Origin of the sequence: Polaribacter sp. Hel_I_88 (assembly GCF_000687935.1) — a bacterium.
In the GTDB taxonomy this organism is placed as follows: domain Bacteria; phylum Bacteroidota; class Bacteroidia; order Flavobacteriales; family Flavobacteriaceae; genus Polaribacter.
Map to the genome: position 1 here is coordinate 1,891,137 of NZ_JHZZ01000001.1, position 23,910 is coordinate 1,915,046.

At 30.0% G+C, this 23,910-nt stretch carries 23 protein-coding genes; 5 read left to right on the forward strand and 18 right to left on the reverse strand.

The window, feature by feature from the left end:
- The first annotated feature begins 46 nt into the window (after positions 1 to 46).
- The 4 genes from P161_RS0108470 (at position 47) to P161_RS0108485 (ending at position 2,945) form a co-directional block, all read left to right on the forward strand.
- Positions 47 to 658: a LemA family protein gene (locus P161_RS0108470; protein WP_026776581.1), complete on the forward strand. Its 612-nt coding sequence runs from the start codon at positions 47 to 49 to the stop codon at positions 656 to 658.
- 2 nt (positions 659 to 660) lie between these two features.
- Entirely contained in the window at positions 661 to 1,098 is a 438-nt protein-coding gene (locus P161_RS0108475) for a TPM domain-containing protein (RefSeq protein ID WP_026776582.1), read from the forward strand.
- Positions 1,095 to 1,955, forward strand: a complete 861-nt coding sequence (locus P161_RS0108480; protein WP_081817008.1) for a YgcG family protein — start codon at positions 1,095 to 1,097, stop codon at positions 1,953 to 1,955. The genes P161_RS0108475 and P161_RS0108480 overlap by 4 nt, the downstream gene beginning before the upstream one ends.
- A gap of 144 nt (positions 1,956 to 2,099) precedes the next feature.
- The gene (locus P161_RS0108485; RefSeq protein ID WP_026776584.1) at positions 2,100 to 2,945 is read left to right on the forward strand and encodes a hypothetical protein; all 846 of its coding nucleotides are present in this window, start codon (positions 2,100 to 2,102) and stop codon (positions 2,943 to 2,945) included.
- On the opposite strand, the gene P161_RS0108490 is transcribed toward P161_RS0108485, so the two are convergent.
- The 16 genes from P161_RS0108490 to msrB all read right to left on the reverse strand — a co-directional run bounded on the left by P161_RS0108490 (position 2,942) and on the right by msrB (position 18,782).
- Positions 2,942 to 3,319: a DUF423 domain-containing protein gene (locus tag P161_RS0108490; protein WP_026776585.1), complete on the reverse strand. Its 378-nt coding sequence runs from the start codon at positions 3,317 to 3,319 to the stop codon at positions 2,942 to 2,944. The genes P161_RS0108485 and P161_RS0108490 overlap by 4 nt on opposite strands.
- Positions 3,320 to 3,322: 3 nt before the next feature.
- Positions 3,323 to 7,021 carry a metallophosphoesterase gene (locus P161_RS0108495; protein ID WP_026776586.1) on the reverse strand — a complete coding sequence of 1,233 codons (3,699 nt, stop codon included), beginning with the start codon at positions 7,019 to 7,021 and terminating at the stop codon, positions 3,323 to 3,325.
- Between the two features lie 14 nt (positions 7,022 to 7,035).
- A complete protein-coding gene (locus P161_RS0108500) occupies positions 7,036 to 7,635 on the reverse strand; it encodes a nucleotidyltransferase family protein (RefSeq protein ID WP_026776587.1) in 600 nt (199 codons plus the stop codon).
- Complete coding sequence (locus tag P161_RS0108505; RefSeq protein ID WP_026776588.1) at positions 7,636 to 8,658, reverse strand: XdhC family protein; 1,023 nt, start codon at positions 8,656 to 8,658, stop codon at positions 7,636 to 7,638.
- Between the two features lie 4 nt (positions 8,659 to 8,662).
- Complete coding sequence (locus P161_RS0108510) at positions 8,663 to 10,813, reverse strand: molybdopterin cofactor-binding domain-containing protein (RefSeq protein ID WP_026776589.1); 2,151 nt, start codon at positions 10,811 to 10,813, stop codon at positions 8,663 to 8,665.
- Positions 10,814 to 10,816: 3 nt separating this feature from the next.
- Positions 10,817 to 11,290, reverse strand: a complete 474-nt coding sequence (locus P161_RS0108515; protein WP_026776590.1) for a (2Fe-2S)-binding protein — start codon at positions 11,288 to 11,290, stop codon at positions 10,817 to 10,819.
- Positions 11,291 to 11,498: 208 nt separating this feature from the next.
- The gene (locus tag P161_RS0108520) at positions 11,499 to 12,113 is read right to left on the reverse strand and encodes a hypothetical protein (protein ID WP_026776591.1); all 615 of its coding nucleotides are present in this window, start codon (positions 12,111 to 12,113) and stop codon (positions 11,499 to 11,501) included.
- A 119-nt stretch (positions 12,114 to 12,232) separates the two neighbouring features.
- Complete coding sequence (locus P161_RS0108525; RefSeq protein ID WP_026776592.1) at positions 12,233 to 13,453, reverse strand: bifunctional alpha/beta hydrolase/OsmC family protein; 1,221 nt, start codon at positions 13,451 to 13,453, stop codon at positions 12,233 to 12,235.
- A gap of 12 nt (positions 13,454 to 13,465) precedes the next feature.
- Positions 13,466 to 13,984 (reverse strand): peptide-methionine (S)-S-oxide reductase, encoded by a 519-nt coding sequence (locus tag P161_RS0108530; RefSeq protein WP_026776593.1) that lies wholly within the window; start codon positions 13,982 to 13,984, stop codon positions 13,466 to 13,468.
- Positions 13,975 to 14,919: an aldo/keto reductase gene (locus tag P161_RS0108535; protein ID WP_026776594.1), complete on the reverse strand. Its 945-nt coding sequence runs from the start codon at positions 14,917 to 14,919 to the stop codon at positions 13,975 to 13,977. The genes P161_RS0108530 and P161_RS0108535 overlap by 10 nt, the downstream gene beginning before the upstream one ends.
- Before the next feature lie 172 nt (positions 14,920 to 15,091).
- Positions 15,092 to 15,373, reverse strand: coding sequence for a DUF427 domain-containing protein (locus P161_RS0108540; RefSeq protein ID WP_026776595.1), 282 nt, complete (start codon positions 15,371 to 15,373; stop codon positions 15,092 to 15,094).
- An 88-nt stretch (positions 15,374 to 15,461) separates the two neighbouring features.
- Entirely contained in the window at positions 15,462 to 17,018 is a 1,557-nt protein-coding gene (locus P161_RS0108545; RefSeq protein WP_026776596.1) for a YdiU family protein, read from the reverse strand.
- Positions 17,019 to 17,104: 86 nt separating this feature from the next.
- Positions 17,105 to 17,539, reverse strand: a complete 435-nt coding sequence (locus P161_RS0108550) for a PIN domain-containing protein (RefSeq protein WP_026776597.1) — start codon at positions 17,537 to 17,539, stop codon at positions 17,105 to 17,107.
- A 1-nt stretch (position 17,540) separates the two neighbouring features.
- Entirely contained in the window at positions 17,541 to 17,738 is a 198-nt protein-coding gene (locus P161_RS0108555; protein ID WP_026776598.1) for a hypothetical protein, read from the reverse strand.
- A 20-nt stretch (positions 17,739 to 17,758) separates the two neighbouring features.
- Positions 17,759 to 18,295 carry a peptide-methionine (S)-S-oxide reductase MsrA gene (gene msrA, locus P161_RS0108560; protein ID WP_026776599.1) on the reverse strand — a complete coding sequence of 179 codons (537 nt, stop codon included), beginning with the start codon at positions 18,293 to 18,295 and terminating at the stop codon, positions 17,759 to 17,761.
- 40 nt (positions 18,296 to 18,335) lie between these two features.
- A complete protein-coding gene (msrB, locus tag P161_RS0108565; RefSeq protein WP_026776600.1) occupies positions 18,336 to 18,782 on the reverse strand; it encodes a peptide-methionine (R)-S-oxide reductase MsrB in 447 nt (148 codons plus the stop codon).
- Between the two features lie 164 nt (positions 18,783 to 18,946).
- On the opposite strand from msrB, the gene P161_RS0108570 reads away from it, so the two are divergent.
- Positions 18,947 to 20,149 carry a Pycsar system effector family protein gene (locus tag P161_RS0108570; RefSeq protein ID WP_026776601.1) on the forward strand — a complete coding sequence of 401 codons (1,203 nt, stop codon included), beginning with the start codon at positions 18,947 to 18,949 and terminating at the stop codon, positions 20,147 to 20,149.
- Here P161_RS0108570 and P161_RS0108575 read toward each other — a convergent pair.
- On the reverse strand, positions 20,146 to 22,533 hold the full coding sequence (locus P161_RS0108575) for a hypothetical protein (protein WP_026776602.1): 2,388 nt from the start codon (positions 22,531 to 22,533) through the stop codon (positions 20,146 to 20,148). The two genes, P161_RS0108570 and P161_RS0108575, sit on opposite strands and share 4 nt — an antisense overlap.
- Positions 22,534 to 22,724: 191 nt before the next feature.
- Positions 22,725 to 23,909: a glycoside hydrolase family 26 protein gene (locus tag P161_RS18270; protein ID WP_051605701.1), complete on the reverse strand. Its 1,185-nt coding sequence runs from the start codon at positions 23,907 to 23,909 to the stop codon at positions 22,725 to 22,727.
- Position 23,910: the final 1 nt, after the last annotated feature.

The window sequence follows — 23,910 nt, forward strand, 5'->3', positions numbered from 1 at the left end:
AATTTGTAAAAACACAAAATCAATCAAAAAATAAAATTTAGAAATTATGAAAAAATGGTTAATACCTGTAATAATTATTGCTGTAATTGTTTTTGCAGTATATAGTTGGGCAAAAGGATTTAATAACGAAGCTGTTGTTTTACAAGAAGATGCGAAAACAACTTGGTCTAATGTAGAAAGTGCTTATCAAAGAAGAAATGATTTGATTGGGAACTTAGTAAAGATTGTACAAGGAGCAGCAGATTTTGAAAGAAATACTTTAACTGAAGTAATTGAAGCAAGAGCAAAAGCAACATCAACAACTATTGATGCAAACAATTTGTCGCCAGAAAATATGGCGCAATTTCAACAAGCTCAAAATGGATTAGCAGGTGCTATGTCAAAGTTATTGGTTTCTGTAGAACGTTATCCTGACTTAAAAGCAAATGCAAATTTTTTAGAGTTACAAAGTCAATATGAAGGTACAGAAAATAGAATTAATGTTGCTAGAGATCGTTTTAATGAGGGTGTAAATAATTATAATAAACATATCAAAATTTTCCCAAATTCTTTATTAGCGGGTATCTTTAATTTTGACGAAATGAATCGTTACAAAGCTGATGCTGGTTCAGAAAACGCTCCAGATGCTAGTTTTGATTTTAATAATAAAAAAGATTAAAAATGTCTAAAGTAGAAGCATTTCTTACCAAAGAAGAAGAGCAAGAAATTATTTCTGCTATTAGAGTTGCAGAGAAAAATACTTCTGGCGAAATTCGTGTTCATATAGAAGCTACATCTGATAAAGATCCTTATGAACGCTCGTTAGAAGTATTTCATCTCTTAAAAATGGACAACACAAAAGATGCAAATGGTGTTTTAATTTATGTGGCTGTAGATGACAAAAAATTTGTTATTTACGGTGATAAAGGAATTAATGAAGTTGTGCCAAAAGATTTTTGGAATGCTACCAAAGATATTATGCAAAGTCATTTTAAAAATGCTAATTTTAAACAAGGAATTGTTGACGGAATCTTAAAAGCAGGTACAGAACTACAAACACATTTTCCTTGGCAAACAGATGATAAAAACGAACTTTCTAATGAAATTTCTAAAGGATGATATTTAGTAAACAGTTTTCAGTTCGCAGTATGCAGTTATCAGGTTTGTGTAAAAATTGGTTGGTTTTTGTTGTGCTACTTTTTTCTTTACAAACTTTTTCGCAAGGATTTGAAATTCCTGAAACTCCAAAGTTTCAAACAAGTGTGTACGATTATTTAGAGCCAAAACTACTTTCTGAAGCACAAAAAGCAAATTTAGAGAGTAAATTAGTTCGATACTCAGATACTACATCAACTCAAATTGTGGTTGCAATTATTGCATCTACAGAAGGAGAAAATATTAATTATTTAGCAGCAAATTGGGGCGAAAAATGGGGAATTGGAGATGCCAAAAAAGATAATGGTGTATTAATTCTATTGGCCAAAGACGATAAAAAAATTGCCATTCAAGTTGGTAGAGGAGCAGAGCCCTTATTAACCGATTTTCAATCAAAAAGAATTATAGAGAGAGTTATTTTACCTGAATTTAGAAAGGGAGATTTTTATGGAGGTTTAGACAAAGGCGCAGACTATATTTTTAAAACTTTAAATGGCGAATTTAAAGGAACTCGCCAACAAAACAAAAAAGGTTTTGATCCTGGAATTATTATTTTCGTAATTATGATTATCATCTTTTTTATGATTGTTTCTAGAGGAAATAAAAATAATAAAGGTGGAGGCAGAGGATACAGAAGAGGTTCTGTGGCTGGTTCAATACTTGAAGCTATTATTTTGAGCAATGCAGGTAGAGGTGGAGGAAGTTTTGGTGGCGGATTTGGAAGTGGTTCATCTGGAGGAGGTTCCTTTGGTGGAGGTGGTTTTGGTGGCGGATTTGGAGGTGGCTCTTTTGGAGGTGGAGGCGCTTCTGGAGGTTGGTAAGAAGCCTTTTATCTATCTTAATAATCTTATTATAACTTATTTTATTACAAACTTTCTGAATACTACACTTAAGTTAAAACTCTTTTTAACTAAAGATAAACATTTATTTTTTTCATATTAGAAAATTATAAAGTATAATTACTTATGAAAAAAATAACAATCCTTTTAAGTATATTTTTATTGATAAGTTGTCAAAATTTTGGACAACTAAAAGTACTAGGTGAATTACCTGGAGGTTTAAAAGAAATTTCGGGAAATGAAATAGTTGCAGGTTCAGATTTAATTTGGATTCATGAAGATGGAGGAAATAAGTCAGAAATATTTGCAATTGATTTTAAAGGAAAAATCAAAATAGAACTTGATATTAAAGAAAAAAATAATGATTGGGAAGATATTACTTCAGATGAATTTGGGAATCTTTATATTGGCGATTTTGGGAATAATTACAGTTCAAGAAATCATTTAAAAATTTTAAAAATAAATAAAAAAGATCTAGATAAAAAAGAAGTCGAAGTTGAGGAAATAGAATTCGAATACGAACATCAAGATAAATTTCCACCAAAAAAGAAAGATCGTTTTTTTGATGCTGAAGGTTTCTTTTATTTTAAAAACAACTTTTATGTGTTTACAAAAAGTAGAGTAGCAGATGCATATGGAAAAACATCACTCTATAAAATTCCTGCAAAAAAAGGGAAACATACTGCAAAAAAAATCGGAAGTTTTAATAATGGCAAAGAATCTAACGCTTGGATTACTGCTGCTGATATTTCAGAGGATGGAAAAAAAGTAGTGCTTTTATCACAAAAAAATGTACTTATTTTTACTGATTTTAAAAGTGATAATTTCTTATCTGGAAAAGTAAAAAAAATACCATTAGAACATCAGTCTCAAAAAGAAGGAGTTTGTTTTAAGGATAAAAATACACTTATTATTACTGATGAAAAAGCTGGTAGAAAAGGTGGTTTTTTGTATGAATTAAAAATTAATTAAATCAAAAATTTAAAAAGCAACAAGATCCAGCCTGCAACTAAAAACAAACCTCCCAAAGGTGTAATTGGTCCTAAAAACTTCAATTTTTTATTGTTTGCTGATGATAAAACCAAGCCATAAATAGAAAATGAAAACAAGATAGTACCAATGATGAAAGTATTTATAATATAGGCGTTTATAGTTGCTGAAACGTCTAAATTAAAGCCTAAAACAAGCAATACAATTGCATGATACATTTGGTATTTAACACCTGTTTCAAAACTCTGTAACTGATCTGTAGTTAATTTTTTCTTTAATAAATGTGCCCCAAAAGCACCAAAAATTATTGCTAAACTACCAAAAATACATCCAAAAATTAAAGCTAACTGACTCATATCTTAAAAATCAAAACCTAAAGTAAAAGTTATACGTACTCCATCATCACCAGTAAAAACACCAAAATTACCTGCTAGAATATCTGCTGCATTTATAAAAAATCCTCCTCCATAAGAAGTTCTTGGTTGGTTAGTTGTGTTAGGTAAAGCCGTTAAACTATCTGGAGTTCCCCAAACTTTACCATAATCAAAACCACCAAAAAGTCCTATATTGGTAGGCAATAAATTTGTTTTTACGCTTCTTAAATTCCAACGAATATCAGAAGAATGATAAAAAGCATTTTTGCCTGCAAAACGTTCGTTTCTATAAGCACGCATTCCATTATTACCTCCAATACTAGATGCTTGATAAAATTCAAATTCATCATCAAAAATAAATTGACCATTAATTTTTGACGCTAAAACTAATTTTCCACTAGGTATTAATTTATGGGTAATTGATAAAGAAGATGCTGCATAGGTAAAATCTCTATTTTCTTTGATGTTGCCTGTAAAACCAACTTTTGCTAAAAGTTGAACACCTAAAGTGGGAAAAGCAGGATTGTCTGAATGTTGGTAAGAATAACTAGCTTCTGTATTAATAAATTGTTGTCTTTCAAAAACTCTATTGCCAGCTGCATATTGCGTTTCCAAAAATCTACCTGCTGTTCTATCTACATTATAATTTTGATATTTTGCAGCCACTTTAAATTCAGCACCTAATTCGCCTCTCCATTTTAAATAGGTTCCTCCAATTACTTTTTCAATTTTAACTCTATTAAAATCTCTATTTTCTATATCATCAGCCTCTAAATTAACAGAGCTGTTGCCAAAACCGAAGAAGTTTTGGGCAAAATTTGCACTTGTATATTTTCCTTCAAAACCTAAATTCCACTTTTTTATGATGTTAGCAAATTCACCATCATAATTTAGCTCAAAACCACTTGTTGCAAAATAATAAAAAGCAGATACCACGTGTTTTCTGGTAAAAGGATTTCTTTCAAAACTATTTACCAAAAAAGTATTTTTAACGCCTAATTTTATGCCATCATCTGGATTGTAACCGATTGCAGGTGAAAGTGAGTTTTTAAAACTTCTAATTTTTTTATAATCATAGATATTGGTTCTATAATCATCTGTCAGTTTCTTGTTTACATTTGGAGTTTTAAAAGTGCTTTTCTTTGATTTATAGTCATAAACTTTTACTTTTTTAGTTTCGTTAATTTCATATACATCGTTATTTAGGCCACCAATAATTTTTAAATTTATTGTTTTTTTACCAGCATTTCCATTTAATGTAAACACGTCATCATCATCTAAACCATATAGCCAAATGTTTTTAGTAACATCATATTTATAGGTTCTTTGAAGCATAATGTCTGCTTTTTCTCCACCTTTAATTCTATACACTGTAACTTTTGTATCTCCATTTTCAAAACGTTCAATATCAAACCAATCATCTTTATTGGTTCCTTTTATCACTTGAAAATTATTTAAATAAGCATAGTATTTATCTGCTATTTTTTGAAGATTCTTTTTTCTTCCTTTTAGTTTTCTTTTAATATCCTGAATGGTTTCATCATGAACTTCTTTTGGGAATTTTGCAAATGCCCCTTCTATAACCTCATCTGTAATTTGGTTTTGTATAATTGCAACTTGTGCATCCCAAACTTTTTTATCAGAATTATGAATCAAAGTCATATCTAAAGGATAACCAGATAAATTGAACCACTTTGGTTTTTCTATATCTACTTGGTAAGAGCGCATTCCTCTTAAATCTGGAATTAATCTTGTAAAAATATTTAACAAAATTCCATCACCAAAAATAGAAAATGCTTGATCTCTATCTCTGGGTACAGGTCTGTAAACTACTTTATCATCTGTTTCAAATTCAGCCCATCTCCATTGGTCTTGGTGTCTGTCCCAATCTCCTATAAGCATATCAAATAAACGTGCTCTAATATAAGATTCTTCGTCAATACTATATTTTTCGTCTTTTTTTAAGTTTTTTCTTAAATCATCTGTACTAATTATTTCATTAGCATAACCAAAACTTTTTTCATCTCCATGACCATCTGCACTTCGTTCTTCAATCATATATAACTCATCTCCATAATCTGCATTAAATTCGCCTAAACCTTTTTGTTTTGGCACATAATATAAAACAGGATTTGAGTGATACACATCTATAGCATCAGCTAAATCTCCAATTGTAAAAGGCGCATATGGGTGTGAGCCTGTAAAAACATCCAGTAATAAATCTTCTGTGTATGTTTTACTAAATTGGCCTTCTACATATTGATCTTTAAAAGCAACAGCTTGCAAATATTGTACAGCGTTTTTGCGTAAAGCTCTCATTGTGTATTCTCTACCTTCTTTGTCTTCTAGTCGTAAAGTTTTAGATTGATGTCCTCCACCTCTTCTAACAGGAGTTAAACCACCATGTAAAGTGTCTAAATTTACTGTAGGCGCATTTACTTTTTGCCCAAAATATTTTCGGTATCTTTTGCCCCAAAGTAAATTGTAAAATTTTCCTTTTGTAACTTCTTGATCCGTATAAATAGAAGCTTCTTTTTCCGATAGTTTTGCATTTGGAAAATCGCTATATTCTATGATACTATCTTTCTTGAAAACATTTGCTTCATATACTATTTTACGATCTTTAGCTGTGTAAAAATGAACAGTAGAAGAACCATCTTTATAAACGTCTAACCTTGCAAAACCTTGTGTTCCGTATGAAAATTTACCTCCATTTACATTTTTTGTTGCTGTTAGTTTAGAGCCAGAACCACTTACAATTTGAGGTATATTATCTTGTACTATGTACTGAATGCTGTGCTCATGTCCTGAAACAAAAATTATCTTTTCATTTTGTTGCGCCAAACTAATAATACGTTTTCTTAACCTATTGTATTTTTCGTTTTGTTGATCTACATCTAAAGCACCAGCAGTTTTACGAAGAATATTTATAGCACTACCTATAATTGGCAAAGGTTTCATGTGGCTTTTAAAAGAATAATAACCTCCATGAGGACCGTTTGTAAACATAGGGTGATGCAAAGCAATAAGTGTTGTTTTTCCTTGAGATTTTTTAATATCTCCCTCTAACTCTTCAAAGAATTTTTCACGCGTTTTTATCTCACATTCATCATTGATTCCTGGGTGATTATCCCAATTTGTAACAAACCAGTGTGTGTCTACAACAATAATATTAATAGCATCATTAACTTCAATTTTTTCTAAAGGACAACCATTATCTGGTTCAAAACTTTTTTTGCCTAAAGCATCTTCTACTAATTTTTCTTGTCTCTTTAATCCCTTTAAACCATTATACCAATCATGATTTCCAGGAATCATTAAAGTTTTTCCAGGAAATTTTTTGCCAATATCTGTTTGAACTTTTAAACGATGTTTTGCTAATTCATATTCTTTAGAATTTTCTTCAGGAATTCCTTTTGGGTAAACATTATCACCCAAAAAAATTAAAGTCGAATTTTTTTTTGCTTTTAGAATTTCTTGATTTAAGTAAGACAAGGCAGAATCTCTTCTGTATAAATCAGAATTACCAGCATCTCCAATTAAATAAAAAGAGTGACTTATATTAGACGAATCTTTTCTAGGAACATAATTTTGACCTTCTGCCACCTGCATTTTTACAGTTGCACAAGCAGAAATTAATAAAACGACAAAAGAAATATATATAAAATTTTTGAGTGCTTTCATAAATGCAAAATTAACTATTTAGAAATTGATTTTTTATAACTATTCAAATCTTCTTTCGTATCAATATCTAATAAATTTGTTGATAAATCTGAGCAAAGAACATCATTTTTATGATGATTAATGAACTCTTTTGCACCTTTATCTGCCTCAATCAAAATTAAATCGTTAAAATATTTTTTTGGGATAATTGCAGGAACTCCAAATTTGTTTCCATACTTAGAAGCAATAATATTCTCTTTATTTTCTTCGGATAAAAAAATCATCGATTTTAAGTACGCAATATCAATAGCTGGTTGATCTGCGAGTAAGATAAAAAAGCTTTCAAAATTTAAGTTATTTTTTTTAAAGTGATGAATGCCTGCAACAATACTAGCACTCAAACCTGTTTCAAAATTTGTATTGTTGATAAAATTGATGTTTTTTGTTACGATTTCACTCTTAACTTTATCAGCATTTGCACCTAAAACACAAAAAATGTCATCAGAAAAAATATTTTTAATTTTCTCTAAAGTAATGTCTAAAAGTGTTTTTTGATTGATTTTCTCTAGCTGTTTAATACTTTTCATTCTGGATGATTTCCCAGCAGCTAAAACTAAAACAGCAATATTTTTCATTTACGATGAATGAATTTTTCCAGTTATATTTCTCAAAGAAAAAGGTTCTTTTTGGTTGATGACAGACAAAATTTCTGCAACAATAGAAATTGCAATTTCTTCGGGAGTTTTTGCACCAATATGCAAACCTGCAGGAGAGTAAATACAATCTAAAAATTCTTCAGTTGTATTTGGAGCAAACTCAAAAAGCTCATTCAACAAACGTTCTCTCTTTTTTGGTGACCCAATGATTCCTATATATTTTGGTTGATAATCTGCCAATTTTACAACGTATTTTAAATCTTGTACATAACTATGATTCATAATTACTATGGCGCAATTTTCTTGAATATCTGTAAATTGAATGGTTTCTGGAGAATCTCCAACAACCGAATTTGCACCAGGAAAATCTTTCAAACTTTTAGAATCTTTAGCAGATGTAATTACATCAATTTCCCAACCTAAGTTTGTAGCTATTTTACATAGTTTTACAGCATCATGTTCACCACCAATAATCATCAATTTAAAAGCAGGTTTTAGAATTTGCGAAAAAACTTCAACTTTATGTTCTTGTTGATGATTAAAAGTATCAGCAAAAGTAAATTGTTGTTGATTCTCGAAAGTTACAACAGAACCAAAATTGCCAAAAGTTTCATCTTCTTTTTTAAAATAACTATCAATTTTTAAAGCTTCTCTTTTCGCACTTGCTTTTAAAAAGGTTTTTAAAAAATCATCCGTAATAAAAAAAGGTTCAATTAAAATATAGAGCATACCTTCACAACCTAATCTGTATCTACCATCATACGTAATAATTTTTGGTTGATTATCTTTAAAAACAGTGTTTGCTCTGTGTATAATTTCTTTTTCTACACAACCACCAGAAACAGCTCCAACAGTTTTTAAATCTTCAGCAATAAGCATTCTAACACCTGGTTTTCTGTAGGATGATCCTTTCAAAAAAACCACAGAAGCCAAGACGTTTTTCAATCCATTTTGTTGATTGAGAATTGCTTGCTGTACTATTTCTTTAAACTCGTGCATCATAAATTTACGACAGTTTTAAAGGCATTTCCGTTAATCTTTTTCCTGTTAATCTTCTTACAGCATTTGCAATTGCAGCAGCAATAGGACCTAAAGGAGGTTCGCCAACAGGCAAAGGTTTATCAACTCCTTGCAATAAAAATACATTAATTTCTTTAGGCGAATGTTTCATTAATCCCATATCATAAGGTCCAAAAATGGTTGGTTGTAATTGTCCGTCTTCAATAAACATTTTTTCGTGCATTGCTGCACTCATTGCCATAATCATGGCTCCTTCACATTGTGCTTTTACTTGATCTGGATTTACTGCAATTCCACAATCCATAACACAGGTTATTTTATGAACCTTTATTTGATTATCAACAATAGAAACTTCTGCAACTTGTGCACAAGGCGTTCCTGTATCAGTAGAACTTGCAAAACCCATCGCTTTTCCATCAACAATTGCATCAGAATACTTAGATTCTTGTTGCGCTTTTTTGATGACGTTTTTTAAACGAACTCCTTCTTCATTGTCTTTAATTTGCGCTAAACGCAACTCAATTGGGTTTTTATTTCCTTTGATTGCCAATTCATCCACAAAACTTTCAATAGCAAACGTATTGGCTAATAAACCTAAACTTCGCCACCAACTTGTAGCAAATGGCAAGGTTTTATGCCATTGAACAGCTCTAATATTTTCGATTCCAGAATAATGAATACTTCCACCTCTTATAGCACCAAAATCGGCCCCTAAAACTTTATTAGCAATATCTGGTAATAATAAGGAATCAATTGCTACATTTCCACTTGCAAAATGATGTTCTAAATTAGCAATTAAACCCTCTTTATTTAGTTTTCCTTTCATAATATGATGTGTTGGTGGACGAAACATATCATTCTGAAATTCTTCTTTTCTTGTGAAAAAATATTTTACAGGTTGCCCAACTGCTTTTGATAATTGAACAGCTTGAATTGCGTGATTTGTATTTAATCTTCGACCAAAACCACCTCCTAAATAAGTCGGAATTATATTGATATTTTCTTTATCAATATCTAACGCTTTAGAAATTTGATTTTGAGTAATACCCACAACTTGTGTAGAAAGAATTACAGTAACTTTACCATCTTTGTAAGAAGCAACAGCACCATTTGGTTCCATTTGAGCGTGCGCACCTAAAGGACTTTTAAATTCAATTTCTAAAATGTCTTCATCATCATTTTCTAAATTATCTCCTTCTTTTTGAACAATCATTTCATCTCCACTTCCTACAGAAATTAACGTTCTAATATCTTCTTCTGTCCATTTTTTTGAGATGTTCCACTCAACATCAACTTCCATTTTTGCAGCCAATGCTTGTGGATATGTTTTAGCAACAATACCAACCCAATCATCAATTTGAACAACTTTTACAACGCCAGGCATGTTTTCTGCATTGCCAAAATTTGCACTTTTAAAAGTTGCTCCAATATGTTCTGGTCTAATGATAACTGCATGTAACATATTGTCCATTTCAGCATCCATTCCAAAAATAGCATCACCAAAAATTTTTGCTTTTAAATCGATTCTTGGCACAGGTTTTCCAACTAATTTATAGTCTTTAACAGCTTTTAATTTTGGAGTATCAGGAATGTCCCATTCTGTAATATCTTTAACAGCATCAACATAACTTATTTGTTGGTTGTTTCCAGAAACAATTCCGTCTTTAGTCGATAAATTTTCAACAGGAATATTTAGTTTTTTAGAAGCTTCAATCTTAATCATTTCACGCATTGTAGCAGCCATTTCACGCAAAGGCATCCATAAAGAAGCTACAGATAAACTACCTCCAGTTCCTAAACCATCTACAACTCCACTTGCTGTAGATGCTGCAATAACTTGAATTTGATCAATATTAATATCTAATTCATCTGCAGCAATTTGAGCCAAACCTGTAAAAGTTCCTTGACCCATTTCTACTTTTGGCGAATGTAGCATTACAGTATTATCTTCTGTAATTTCGAACCATAAATTAGGTTCAGTTCCAGAACCTGAATAAGGAGATACGAAAGAATCTGCAAAATCAATAATTTGTCTACGAATTGGATTTCTCATTACATAGGTTCCAACTGCTAAAACGCCTAAAGTTCCTAAACCACCTCTCACTAAAAATTTTCTACGTGATATATTTTTGCTCATATCTTAAATTTTAGTTTCTCTGGTTAATTCAGCAGCTTTATGAATTGCTTTTCGCATTCTATAATAGGTTGCACATCTGCAAATATTAATGATGTTTTTATTTATATCTTCATCTGTAGGGTTATCATTTTCTTTTAATAAAGCAGCAGTTGCCATGATAAATCCTGGCTGACAATACCCACATTGAGGCACAACTTCATCAATCCAGGCTTGTTGCACAGGATGTGGATTTTCTGCATCACCCAAGCCTTCAATAGTAGTAACATTTTTACCTTCAGCAAATTTTACAGCATAAGAGCAAGAACGCACAGCAACATCATTTACGTGCAATGTGCAAGCTCCACAAGCAGCTTTTCCACAGCCAAATTTGGTTCCTTTTAAATCTAAAACATCTCTTACAACCCACAAAAGAGGTGTATTGCCATCTTCTATATCAATAGAAATTGCTTTGTTATTTATTTTAAATGATATTTTCATTTTTTAATTTTTGATGTTAATTTGGTCAACTTACAACTTTACTTTTGATGAAAAACATCTCGATACAATTTTGCAAAAAGGCAAAATCACTCGATATGACATTGTGTTTTTTTTAACTTATTATTCGTGCTGTCAGTTCGAGTGAAATTTCTTTTTCAGAAATTTTGTATCGAGAACATTTAATCATAAACCATTTTTTATTGAATGATTAATCTTCAGGAATTACAGCTCCATCAGCAATCCATTCTTTGACAACTTTTTTAAATTCCTCTTCAGAAATTGGTGGTTTTTCACGTTTATTTCCAGCAGCATCAACACCAGGATTCCAAGCCCATAAAACAAGTTCGTCTTCAGTTAAATGTTTTTCCACTCCTTTTAAATCTTTTCCTCCGTTTTTTTCTTTATCTAAAATAACAGCTGCAATTTCCTTTCTGGTTAAACCTTTCCAAGCCATAGATTGTGGAGCTAAACCCCAATGTGGAGCACCAGGAACTCCAGAATAATTATTATTTTCTGTTTGATGACAAGTGGTACATTTTGTAGCTTCAAAACCATGATCATTTTCTCCACCTTCCATTCCAAAATAATGAGGATGACTATCCAAACCTTGTTTTGGAACATTATCACTTGGATGACAATTCATACATCTTGGATGCATCAAAACATCCATCATTTTATTAAAATTGTCTTTATTTTTTGATAAATTGATTGTTTTTTCATCCAAAGAAATATATTCTGAAGTTGTTTTAGAATAGTTGGAAGCAAGTAAAATCCCACCTAATAAGAATAGGGGAATTATATATAAAAGTTTAGATTTTTTCATGTAGTTTTAGATTAAAAAAATCAAACAAAATAAAACGTTTGAGATTTAGCTAAAACTACTAAAATTTATCCGAAGAAAATAATTTTAATTTTTTTGAATACATACCTAAGGAATCTTTGCTATTCTATTATTTCAGTATCAATAATAGTTGTGCTCAATAATGTTTTGTGAACAGGACATTTTGAAGCAATTTCTTTTAAACGTTTAATTTGTTTATCATCTAAATTACCAACTAATTTTAGCTTTTTTTGAAGATGATCTAAACGTGTTGGTTTATCAACATCCAAACCTAAATCATCACTATGTTTTTTGGAATAGGTGATGTAAGCAAACACTTCTTGTAAATCCCATTTTTTGCGTTGAGCATACATTTTCAGAGTCATTACTGTACAAGCAGCCAAACCAGCGCTTAAAAAATCATAAGGTGATGGACCAAAATCATCTCCACCAATTGTAGCAGGTTCATCAGCAATAAAAGTATGTTTTTTAGTTTGAATGGACGTTGTAAAATTGTCTTCCAATAAATTTAAATGTGCAACTAATTGTTCACCATCAGTTTGCATCATTTTATTTTCTTCTTGTGGAAAATATTTATCAACCCAAGTGCCAATCATATTCCCAACATAAATGCTATCTGTTTTATTCGATAATAAATGATCAGCATCATCTAAACTGATAAAACTTTTTGGGTGCATGGCATTTGTGTAAATTTCTTGTGCGTTGTCTATACCTACAATTTTATCAAAAGGAGCGTGTATTACCAAAAGAGGTTTACGTAAATCTTTTGTGATTTTTGGTAAATCTGTTTTGCTAAAATTACGCACAAAATCTTGGTTAATTTTAAAAGGTCTACCACCAATATTAACTTCAATTTCGCCTTTTTCAGGAATATCTTCTAACCCATGAGAAAATAAATGTGTCACGTGATTTACTGTTGATGGTGCACCAACTGTAGCAATTGCTTTTACATTTTCTAATTTTGATGCTGCCACAATTACAGCTGCTCCACCCAAAGAATGCCCAACTAATAATTCTGGAGCTTTGTAATGTTTTGCTAAGTAGTTATTTACATCAATTAAATCATCTACGTTTGCAGAAAAATGACTTTCAGTAAATTCGCCTTCGCTTTTTCCTAACCCTGTAAAATCGAAACGTAAAACACCAAAACCATGATTTGATAAAGACCTGCTGATATTTTTAACAGCATTAAAATTGCTATTGCAAGAAAAACAGTGTGCAAAAATGGCAAAATGATTTGGTTTTTGATTTGCAGGCAATTCCAAATATGCCTGTAATTTTAAACCCTTTCTATTTTCAATTTCTAATCTTACAGTATTCATAATTTTGGTTTTTTAGATAGTCGAATTCAAATGAGAAATTTTACTTTTATCAACTTGATTAGCGAATTTTTCTACTAAAAAAGTCAATTTTGGATTGATATATTTTTCGCAAAAAGGTTTCTGCGGATTTTGTTGATAATAATTTTGAAATTCTTCTGTTGAGGGTTTAAAATCTTTAAATTCTAAAATTTGAGTGATGATTTTAGCCTCAAAATTTAGTTGCAATTCTTCAATAATTTCTTTGCTTTTTTCTTGTTGATGATCATCAATATAATAAATTGCAGAACGATATTTGTTTCTTAAAGAATGGTTGCTGGTACTTTTATGTGTAGATAAATGAATTTCAATTAAAGTTTTTAAATCGATTTGGTTCTTATTAAAATATACAATTACAGCTTCTGAAAAAGTGTTGTTTTTTGCTGTGGATGCAACCCAACCTTGTTCCACTTTTGCAACACCAATTAACGATTGAAAAACGGCTTCTGTACACCAATGACAACCACCTCCAAAAGCAATTTTGGTTAATTCCATGCTAAGTTTTTTCTTTCAGACCAGTAATGCTCAGCATCAGTTTTAAAAGAAGTTAGCAAGTTTATATCATTATTAGAAAGTTTAAAATCATTCAATTTTAAATTTTCTTTCAGTTGCTTTGTGTTGCTTGCACCACTTAAAATAGTACTTTTAGGAATAGTTTGTTCACAAAATTTTAAAGCAATTGCATCAATACCAACGTTGTATTTTTTTGATAAATTTTCTAAAGATCTATACATTTCTTGATAGTGAACGTAGTTTTTATTGCTAAAAACGCGTCCATTTGCCAAAGCTTCTTTAATTATAATTCTTTTATTTTGTTGCTGCAATTCATCAACAATTTCTATTAAACTTTGTTCTAAAAAATTATAAGTTACTTGAAAAATATCAAATAATTGGTTGTTATCAACTTTAATATTTAAAGCTTTTTTAATTACTTCAACTTGATTTGTGCCAGTTGTTGTTACACCGATTTGTAAATTATATTCTTTCTTTAAAAAGGCTAATTGATTTAAAACCTCTTGGTTTTCTAAAACGCCAGTTTCTAAAGTTGCAGAATGAATTTGATACACTTTTAAATAGGGCAGGAGTTGTTTTGAGAAATTCCATTGCTCATTTAATTTGGCTAAACTATGTTCTTTAACTTCGTGAACAGTTGCATTTGCATCAAAATTTGCAGTGTACGTATACCCCCATTTTGTGCCAATTTCAATGGAATTGTCATCTTTGGTTTTTAACCAATCATATACCAATTCTTCAGCTAAACCATAACCTGGAGCTGTATCAAAATATCGAATGCCAGCATTGTAAGCATCCTCTAAAACCTGAAAACTTTCTTTTCTAAATTGTTCTAAATCAGAATTATCAACATCATTTTGACGAATATTAATATACTGAGGTCTTCCTAAAGCTGCTGTTCCTAGTCCTAAATTCATATTTTTGTTGATTTTTAGACCTCACAGGTTTTAAAAACCTGTGAGGTATTTTGTAAAATTTAATTAGATTTTTATTAATAACTACAAGTTTTTTAAAGTTTGGCTAAAGCCATTTTTTTTAATACTTAAAACAATGGGTTGAAACCCATTGCTATTGAAAATTCAATTGATTTTACTCTGTAACTTTTACACCTTTCCAAAAAGCTACATAATTTTTTATATTGTTTGCAGCCTCAAAAGGTCTTCCATAAAACCAAGCAGCATCTTTATTTTCCTTGCCATTGGCAACAACTGTATAATAGGAAGCTTCACCTTTCCAAGGGCAAACTGTTCTTGTGGTACTTGGTATAAAATATTCTTTTTTGATGCTGTTTTCAGGAAAATAATGGTTATTTTCTACAATAATGGTGTCTTTACTTTCAGCGATGATTTCGTTGTTCCAAATTGCTTTCATAATATTTATATTAGTTTTTAAAACTTGTAAAATCTTTATTCTATGCTACAAAATACCTACAAGGTTTTTGAAACCTTGCACGAAAAATTTACGAACTACAAGATAACATTGAGCAACCCACTTTGTTTCTAGCCCATTCAGGTCTTTTTGCAAACCATTTTTGGTATTTTGGTTGTTCCGAATACGGTTTTTTTAAGAGTTGATATAATTCGTCAATTAAAGAATAATCACCTTTATCTGCAGCATCAATGGCTAATTGAGACATGTAATTTCGCAACACATATTTAGGATTTACTAAATCCATTTTTTCTTTTCTTTCTTCGGATGAAATGGTTTCTTTTGCCAATCTATTTTGATAAATTTCGAACCAATTAATCCATCTCATTTTTACTTCGTCAGAAATGTTTTCTAAATCGTAAAAAGCATTTTCTATCAAATGAAAACCTGTTTTTACATCAGAAAAATCGCTTAACAATCGAAAGAAAATGGTCATATCTGTTTCTACCAATTGCAAATTATCTTCCAAAGCTTGAATTAAATGCAAATCATTTTCATCATCTGCAAATAAACCCAATTTACTTTTCATCATTGCAAAAGATTGTGCTTCAAAATCTACTTTATATTGATTTAAAATAGCTTCTAAAGGCTCAACTTCTTCAATAATTGGATACAAAGCATTGGCTAGTTGATACAAATTCCATAACCCAATATTTGGCTGATTTCCATATCTGTAGCGTTTATTTTGACGATCTGTAGTGTTTGGAGTCCAACCAAAATCGAAACCTTCTAACCAACCATAAGGTCCAAAATCGATGGTTAAACCTAAGATTGACATATTATCAGTATTCATAACTCCATGCACAAAACCAACTCTTTGCCAATGAATTATCATTTGTAAAGTGCGTTCTGAAACTTCCTTAAAAAAGTTGATATAATTTTCTTTGGATGGTTCACCTAAGTGAGAAAAATGATGTTTGATGGTATAATCCACTAAAACTTTTAGATTTTTTACATCTTTCCTTGCTGAAAATATTTCGTAATTCCCAAAACGCAAAAAGCTTGGCGAAATTCTAGAAACAATTGCACCTTTTTCGTAAGCAGGATTTCCATCGTATAAAACATCTCGCAAAACTTGATCTCCAGATAAACTTAAAGACAAAGATCTTGTGGTTGGAACCCCTAAATGAAACATGGCTTCTGCACATAAATATTCTCTAATAGAGGAGCGTAAAACAGCCAAACCATCTGCATTTCTGGAATATGGAGTTTCGCCTGCACCTTTTAATTGCACTTTCCAGTTTTTATGTTGATGCTCAACTTCAAATAAATTAATGGCTCTTCCATCTCCTAATTGTCCAGCCCAATTCCCAAATTGATGACCTCCATAACACATTGCATAAGGCTTTGTATTTGGATAAATTTCATTTCCTGTAACTACTTTTTTAAAGTGTTCTGAGTTGGCTTCTTCTTTAGTAATTCCAAGTTCTTGAAGCATTTCATTAGAAACGTGCAGTACTTTTGGATTTGCCGTTTTTTTAGGTTCTACAAAACTAAAAACTGCTTCAGGAACTTGTCTTCTTGAGTTTTCAAGAATTTTATCCGAAGGTAAATTTTCTATAAATGTATTTTTTAAGTTTAGTTTCATTTTCTTTTTTTAGCAAAGGATTTAAATCCTTTGTTATTAGCTAAAGGTTAATATTCTTCATAAAAAATTCTATGAATAATTCTTGTTTATTTGTACAAGTACTTCTTTAGTTGAGTTGTAGTAATACAAATATCAAGTCCTTTTTTAAGTAAACCTTTTATGAGTTCTTTGTCTGAAGTCCAAAGTTTGTGTTTTGTATGAAAGTGAAGGGACACAAAAAGAAAATCGTCGATATCTATATCATTTACAATCGTTATTGCTTTTTGAACATCCTCTTTTGGAATGTCTTTTCGATGTATGATTTGTAATTTCTCTTTAAAGAATAAAATTTCTGCTTTTATATCTTTTTTACTTCTTTTAGAATACTTTACAATTTTATCAAGATGATTTTCAATTTCTTCAAATAAAAAATCAGGAGCAAACATTTGAATATTACTTTTTGATTTTAAAACTTTTGCAACTGTTCCATTAGGGCTTATTAAAGCACTAAATAAAATATTACTATCAGTTATTACAATCATTTTATAAGTATTCTTTTAAATACTTTTTTGTAATATTTCGTTTAGCTGAATTTGATAATTCTTCAATTATCTCTTCTTTTGATTTTTCTTCTTCAATAATTTCTACACCTTTTTTACCTTTAAGAAAAGTATCTATCATTGCTAAAAAAGTTTTTCCAGCTTTTGTTGTTTCGTTTATGTTTATCCTTATTGTTTTCATTTTAACAAAGTTAACAAAATTTAATTTAGTTTATCAGCGTGTAATTTTCTTAATGTCGCCAGCTTTGGTTCAATTACATAGGTACAATATCCTTGTCTTGTATTCTCTCTATAATAATTTTGATGTTCATTTTCTGCAATATAAAAAGTTGGTAAAGCACTTAGTTCAGTCACAATTTTATTTCCATAATATTGTTGAACTTGCTTTAAAACTTCTGCTGCAATTTTTTGTTGCTGTTCATCATGATAATAAATAACAGATCTGTATTGAGTTCCTCTATCTGCACCTTGTTGATTTAATGTTGTAGGATCGTGAGTCGTCATAAAAATGATTAATAAATCTTGATATGACACTATATTTGCATCAAAAGTAATTTGAATAACTTCTGCATGACCAGTTAAACCCGAGCAAATTTCTCTGTAAGTTGGTTTGCCTGGAACATTACCACCTGCATAACCAGAAACTACTTTTTCTACGCCTTTTACTTTTTGAAAAACTGCTTCTGTACACCAAAAACAGCCACCACCAATTGTGGCAATTTGTATGTTTTTACTCATGTTATTTTTTATTGCAAGGGGTTTAAACCCCTTGTCATGTTTATTTTTTATCTAAAACCATCGATTCAGAATTTATGCAATAACGCAAACCACTTGGAGCTGGGCCATCAGGAAAAATGTGTCCTAAATGAGCATCGCAAGTATTGCAAAGAACTTCAACTCTAATCATACCTAAAGTTGTGTCTTTGACATACTTTATGGCATTTTCTTTAATGGGTTGTGTAAAACTTGGCCAGCCAGAACTCGATTCGAACTTTATGGTAGAATCGAAAAGAGGCGTATTACAACAAACACAGTTGTATTGGCCTTCATCATAAATACTGCATAATTCACCTGAATGTGGTCTTTCAGTTCCTTTTAATCTCGTAATTCTAAATTGTTCTTCAGTTAATTGAGCTTTCCATTCTTTATCTGTTTTTTGAACTGTTTTATCAGGAGTTGGGTTTCCTTTACTTGCGAAACTAATGACATCTTTCCACGTTAACATATTTTTTTTATTTTTTATAAATTAATAAGATTTTCTTTTAAATTCAGTCGAAAAAACAGCTATCATCTTACAGATAACTATCAACTAAATATTCATACATTTGAGCATTAAATTTACAATTAAATAGATAGTTTTAATTGTTTATTTTTGTTAAAAATTAGATGATGAAAGCATTATTACTAGAAGTTGAAAAATTTGTAAATAATTTATTGAGTAAGAAATTACATTCAAATTATTTGTATCATAATTTAGGACATACACAGAGAGTTGTAGAAAAAACTAAGGAAATTTCAGAAAATTTAGGACTTACTTTAATTGATGCTGAAAATTTAGAAATTGCAGCTTGGTTTCATGATACTGGTTTTACAGAAAGTGACGAAAATCATGAGGAGAAAAGTGTTAAAATTGCTGTTGAATTTTTAAAATCGCACAAATTTGCTGAGGATAGAATTCAAATTGTTGCTGATTTAATTTTGGTCACAAAAATGAATGCGGTTCCTAAAACTAATTTGGAAGAAATTTTGAAAGATGCAGATGCAGCTCATTTAGCTTCCAAAGATTTTTTCAAATTTAATTCCTTATTAAGAAAAGAGTGGGAGTTAGTTTTAGGAAAAAAATATACTAACAAAGAATGGATTGCTTTAAATTTATCTTTTTTTACTCAAAAACATCGCTATTACACAGATTTTACGCTAAAAAATTGGAGTAAGGATAAGGAGAAGAATCTATCTAAAATTTTAAAAAACCAAAAAAAATTAAAGAAAGATAATAAGAAATTTAAGCAAAAAGAAGAAGCTTTAAATCTTAAGAAAAATAAAAGTATTGTTCCTGAAAGGGGAGTAGAAACAATGTTTAGAGTTGCATTAAGAAACCATATTACTTTAAGTGATATTGCAGATACAAAAGCCAATATTTTACTTTCTGTAAATGCAATTATTGTTTCTTTGGCATTATCTAGTTTGCTTCCTAAATTAGACAACCCTTCTAATTCACATTTATTTGTACCAACTATTATTTTTATAATTTTTACAGTAATTTCTATAGTTTTATCAATTTTAGCAACAAGACCAAATGTTACTGAAGGTAAATTTACAAAAGAAGACGTAGCCAATAGAAAAGTTAATTTGTTGTTCTTTGGTAATTTTCATCAAATGAAATTAGAAGATTTTGAATGGGGGATTTCTGAAATGATGCAAGACAGAGAATATCTTTATGGCTCATTAACCAAAGATTTATACTTTTTAGGCTTGGTTTTAAATAGAAAATATAAAATATTAAGAATTACCTACACTGTTTTTATGACAGGTATTATTGTAAGTGTTTTAGCTTTTGCTTTTTCTTTTTATTTTCAGGAAATGGTGGTTTAATTAGTTATTTCTTTCATTAAATCCTTAAAAGTAATTACCTTTTTCTCATCAAAATCTTCTTGGTAGATAACTTCTACACGAAGCGCTTTTAAGCCAGAAGCTCCCTGTAAAACCTCTAGTTCTAAAAACTCTAATTTACCCAACTGATTTTTAGATTGTAAAAAATTAATATACTTTATATACTCTAATGCATCTTTATCTTGTGAGTATACAATGGCTATTTTGCCTGGCACTGTTAAACGTTCTTCAGTATTTTTTATAAAGGCTTTATCAATTCGTTTTTTTATTATTTCGTAACGAATATTATAAGCACCATCCACATCAAACTGCTTTTCATCCATTCTAAATTTAATGGCCATAGAATTACTATGCACTAAAATTAAGGAAGCTACTCTCAACTCATTTTTCATTTTTTTACGAAGAGAGTAGGCAATATTTTCCATTTCGCAAGTAGTTTGCAATTGCCATAAACGTAAATTAAATAAGTAAATTTCGTTAAAAACTCTTGTTTTGGTAATGGATGCACCAATGTACATATTGTATTCTACACCATCTGTTTTATATCTTTCAAAATAATGAGGAAACATATCTTGAACTTGTTTTTGTTTTTTATCGATATAAGAAGCCAGTTTATCATTTAATAATGTAACGCTATTTTCATATTCTTTTCTTTTTTCATAAACAACGCCTAAATCTTTGTCCAAACGATTCATGTACACATTAACTTTGATAGCTAATTGCGCATTCATCTTTTTAATATGGCCAAACACAGGATAAATTTCACGATTTAAAAAGTCTAAAATATTTACTTCATCACCTGCATTTAAACCATCTTGAACATCTTTTAAAAATGTTGCAACTCTAAACATTAATTCTTTATAAATAGGAAGATCTTCTGTTTTGCAAGCATCTTTTAAGACATCAATAGCTAAAGATAATTGTGTAATTAAGTCTTCTTGAATAGCTTCATTTCTTGCATCAGAAGAACCTTTAATATCACTTTGACCAAACAAAGGGTACACATCTTTAAAAACAATTTCATCTAATTTTGCATTCTCATTTGTTTGAGATTCTAAATGATATTTTTCTGCAGCTTCATAAAAACGCCATTTTACAGAATTATGAATAGAGGTATAGTTTTCTTGAATGGTTGCTTCTAATACATTTTGGCGTTCTTCTGAAGTTCTTTTAACAGCCGCCTCAAAAACAGGAATTATATCTTTTAATTTATTAATATTTACAGAGTTTAAATCGTAAGCTCTTGGAGATGCAATTTCTAATAGCGCTAAATCTCCATTATTAGTTGCTTTAATTGGTATAATTATAATGCTCTGTATACCAGAGTCGTATAAATTTTGATAAAAAGGATTTTTATTCGTTTTTATTCCATAATTATGAACATCAGAAATAATAAAAGTGTCATGATCTTTAAATACCTTTTGCATCATATTGCTACAGAAATAGGTGTTATCACAATTAATTTCTTCTGCATTTTTAAGGATTAAACTTGTAGATTTCTTTACAATTGTTTCACAAATTTTAGAACTTGCTTTATCAAATATAGAATACCCTAAAAGTAAATCTTTAAGGCTATAAAAATCTCTTAAATTATTTTGAAGTTTAAATGTTAGGTTATCTCCACCTGCTAATAAATTAGCTTTTATAGAAGAAATCATTTCTTCAGCAGTAACATCAAATAAATTTATAATTCCAAAACCTTTAAAAATATAGCTGTTAGGTGGGAATTTTTCTTTCCAAACTTCTATATTCTCAAAGTTATTTAATAGCTCTCTAAAATCTTCTTCTGTTAATTTTGGTGCACTTTCGGTTCTAAAAACTTCAGAAAAATCTGCATTAAAAGTGGTTCTGTAGTATTTCATTGTGCCTAACTTTTTATCAGGAATATCAAAATAAAAAGGTCTTTTTGTATCTACTTTATAGCCATAAACAAATTCTAAAATAAAAGTACATGCCATTATATACATGCTGTTTTCTTCAAAGTTTCTTACGGTTAATTGGTAATCTTTCCCTGCGTTTTCTAGGATTTTCTCAAAACGAGTTGTAAATTTAAAAGAGGTAAATGAAAAAGGCACTGTAGCTGCTTTTATTTCGTTTGATAAAAGTGCTTCTGGAAATAATGGGTCTAGTAAAATGTTTATTTGATCGTAATATTTTTCTAACATTTTTAAATCTGAGAAACCATCTTTAAGTTCAGGATATTTTTCTAGTCCTTTTATAAAAGCTAAAGAAGATTTATGAAAAGGGTGTGCATGATAATCTCCATGAGCATATTTCTCAAAAAAGCTAAAAACTTTTTTGAAAGAAATGTTTAGCTGCATAGGTAATTCAACTTCCGAAAAAAAATTAGTTTCTAAAATTTTCATTTTTTGATATTTGTAAGATAGAAATTTATTAGACGCATTCTTTGCTTTAAAGTTACAAAAAACAATTTTAACCTATGTTTTTTGTAACTGTACTATGTAATTAATAAAAATAACGATGGTAATTTAAATTACCATCGTTATTTTTTATTTTGATGAAAAGTTTTTATGTAAATTATTTACTTAGATAAAACTTATTTCATGTCTGGTTGTTTTATGCTTGGATCCCATTTTTTTAATTCATCCTTAATTGCTGTTGTTACTTCTTGATCATCTTTAATATACCAACTTACAGCTTTGTAAGTAGTAGAAGGATCACTAGAATAATGAAAAAATACGATAGAAGTTACGTAAGGATATTTGGTGTAAAAATTTTCAAAAGTATCTCCAAACCATTTTGCTCTGCTTCCTCCAGGTTTTAAAGAACCAAATTCGGCAATCATAATAGGTTTATAAAAAGAAGCTAATTGCTCGTAATAATTTCCAAAAATTTGCTCAAAGGTCCACCAATCACTCCAGCTTGTACTTGTACCATAATTTAAAGCACCTGTTGCAACAACATCTACATAATCGGTTCCTGGGTAATATTCTTTAAATTTTCCATACGTTAAATGTGGACTCCAAACCCAAATAACATTTGTAGCTCCAACTTCATCAAATACTTCTCTAACATGTTTAAAGAAAGCAACATATTCTGATGGATCGTTGTTTTGAGGTCCCCAAGGATAACGATATGGATCGTTCATTTCATGACCAACTCTTAAATAAATAGGATAGTCTAATTTAGCAGTTTCTTTTGCCCATTCTTTTATATATGCATCATAATGGCCTTCTGCAACAGCTGTTAACCCATGATTATCTCTTTGTTCTGGCGCTTTAATTTTTGGAAAATTTTCTTGAGAAAATTTACCAAACCAAGGTTCCCAAGTAATCATTGGTATAGAACCTATTCTATGAATTGCATTTACTTCATTTTCAGGAAATTTATATTCTTGGCCTTCTCCCCAAGCTTTATAAATGTGGATAATAGGAAAAGTAAGGGCTAAAGAATCTTCTAAGTTTATAATATTTTCATAAGATTCACCTTTACTATCATCAGAAGCACCAAAAAGAATATATTTAGTTTTTAGTAAAGCAAATTTATTTTTTCGTTGATCTTTAAACCAACTTAATTTTTTCTCTCTGTTTTGTTCTCTTTTTTCTAGAATGTTATCACGTTCAAAATCTTGAACCATGTCACTCATGTTTTCTAAAAGGCCTCCTAAAGGTCCTTTAGAGTTTTTGCTGATGGCTGCTAAACCATAAATAACAAAATAACCAATAACTAAAGCAATTATTACGTTAAAAAGTCTTTTAAAAGTTTTTTTGGATGATCCCATA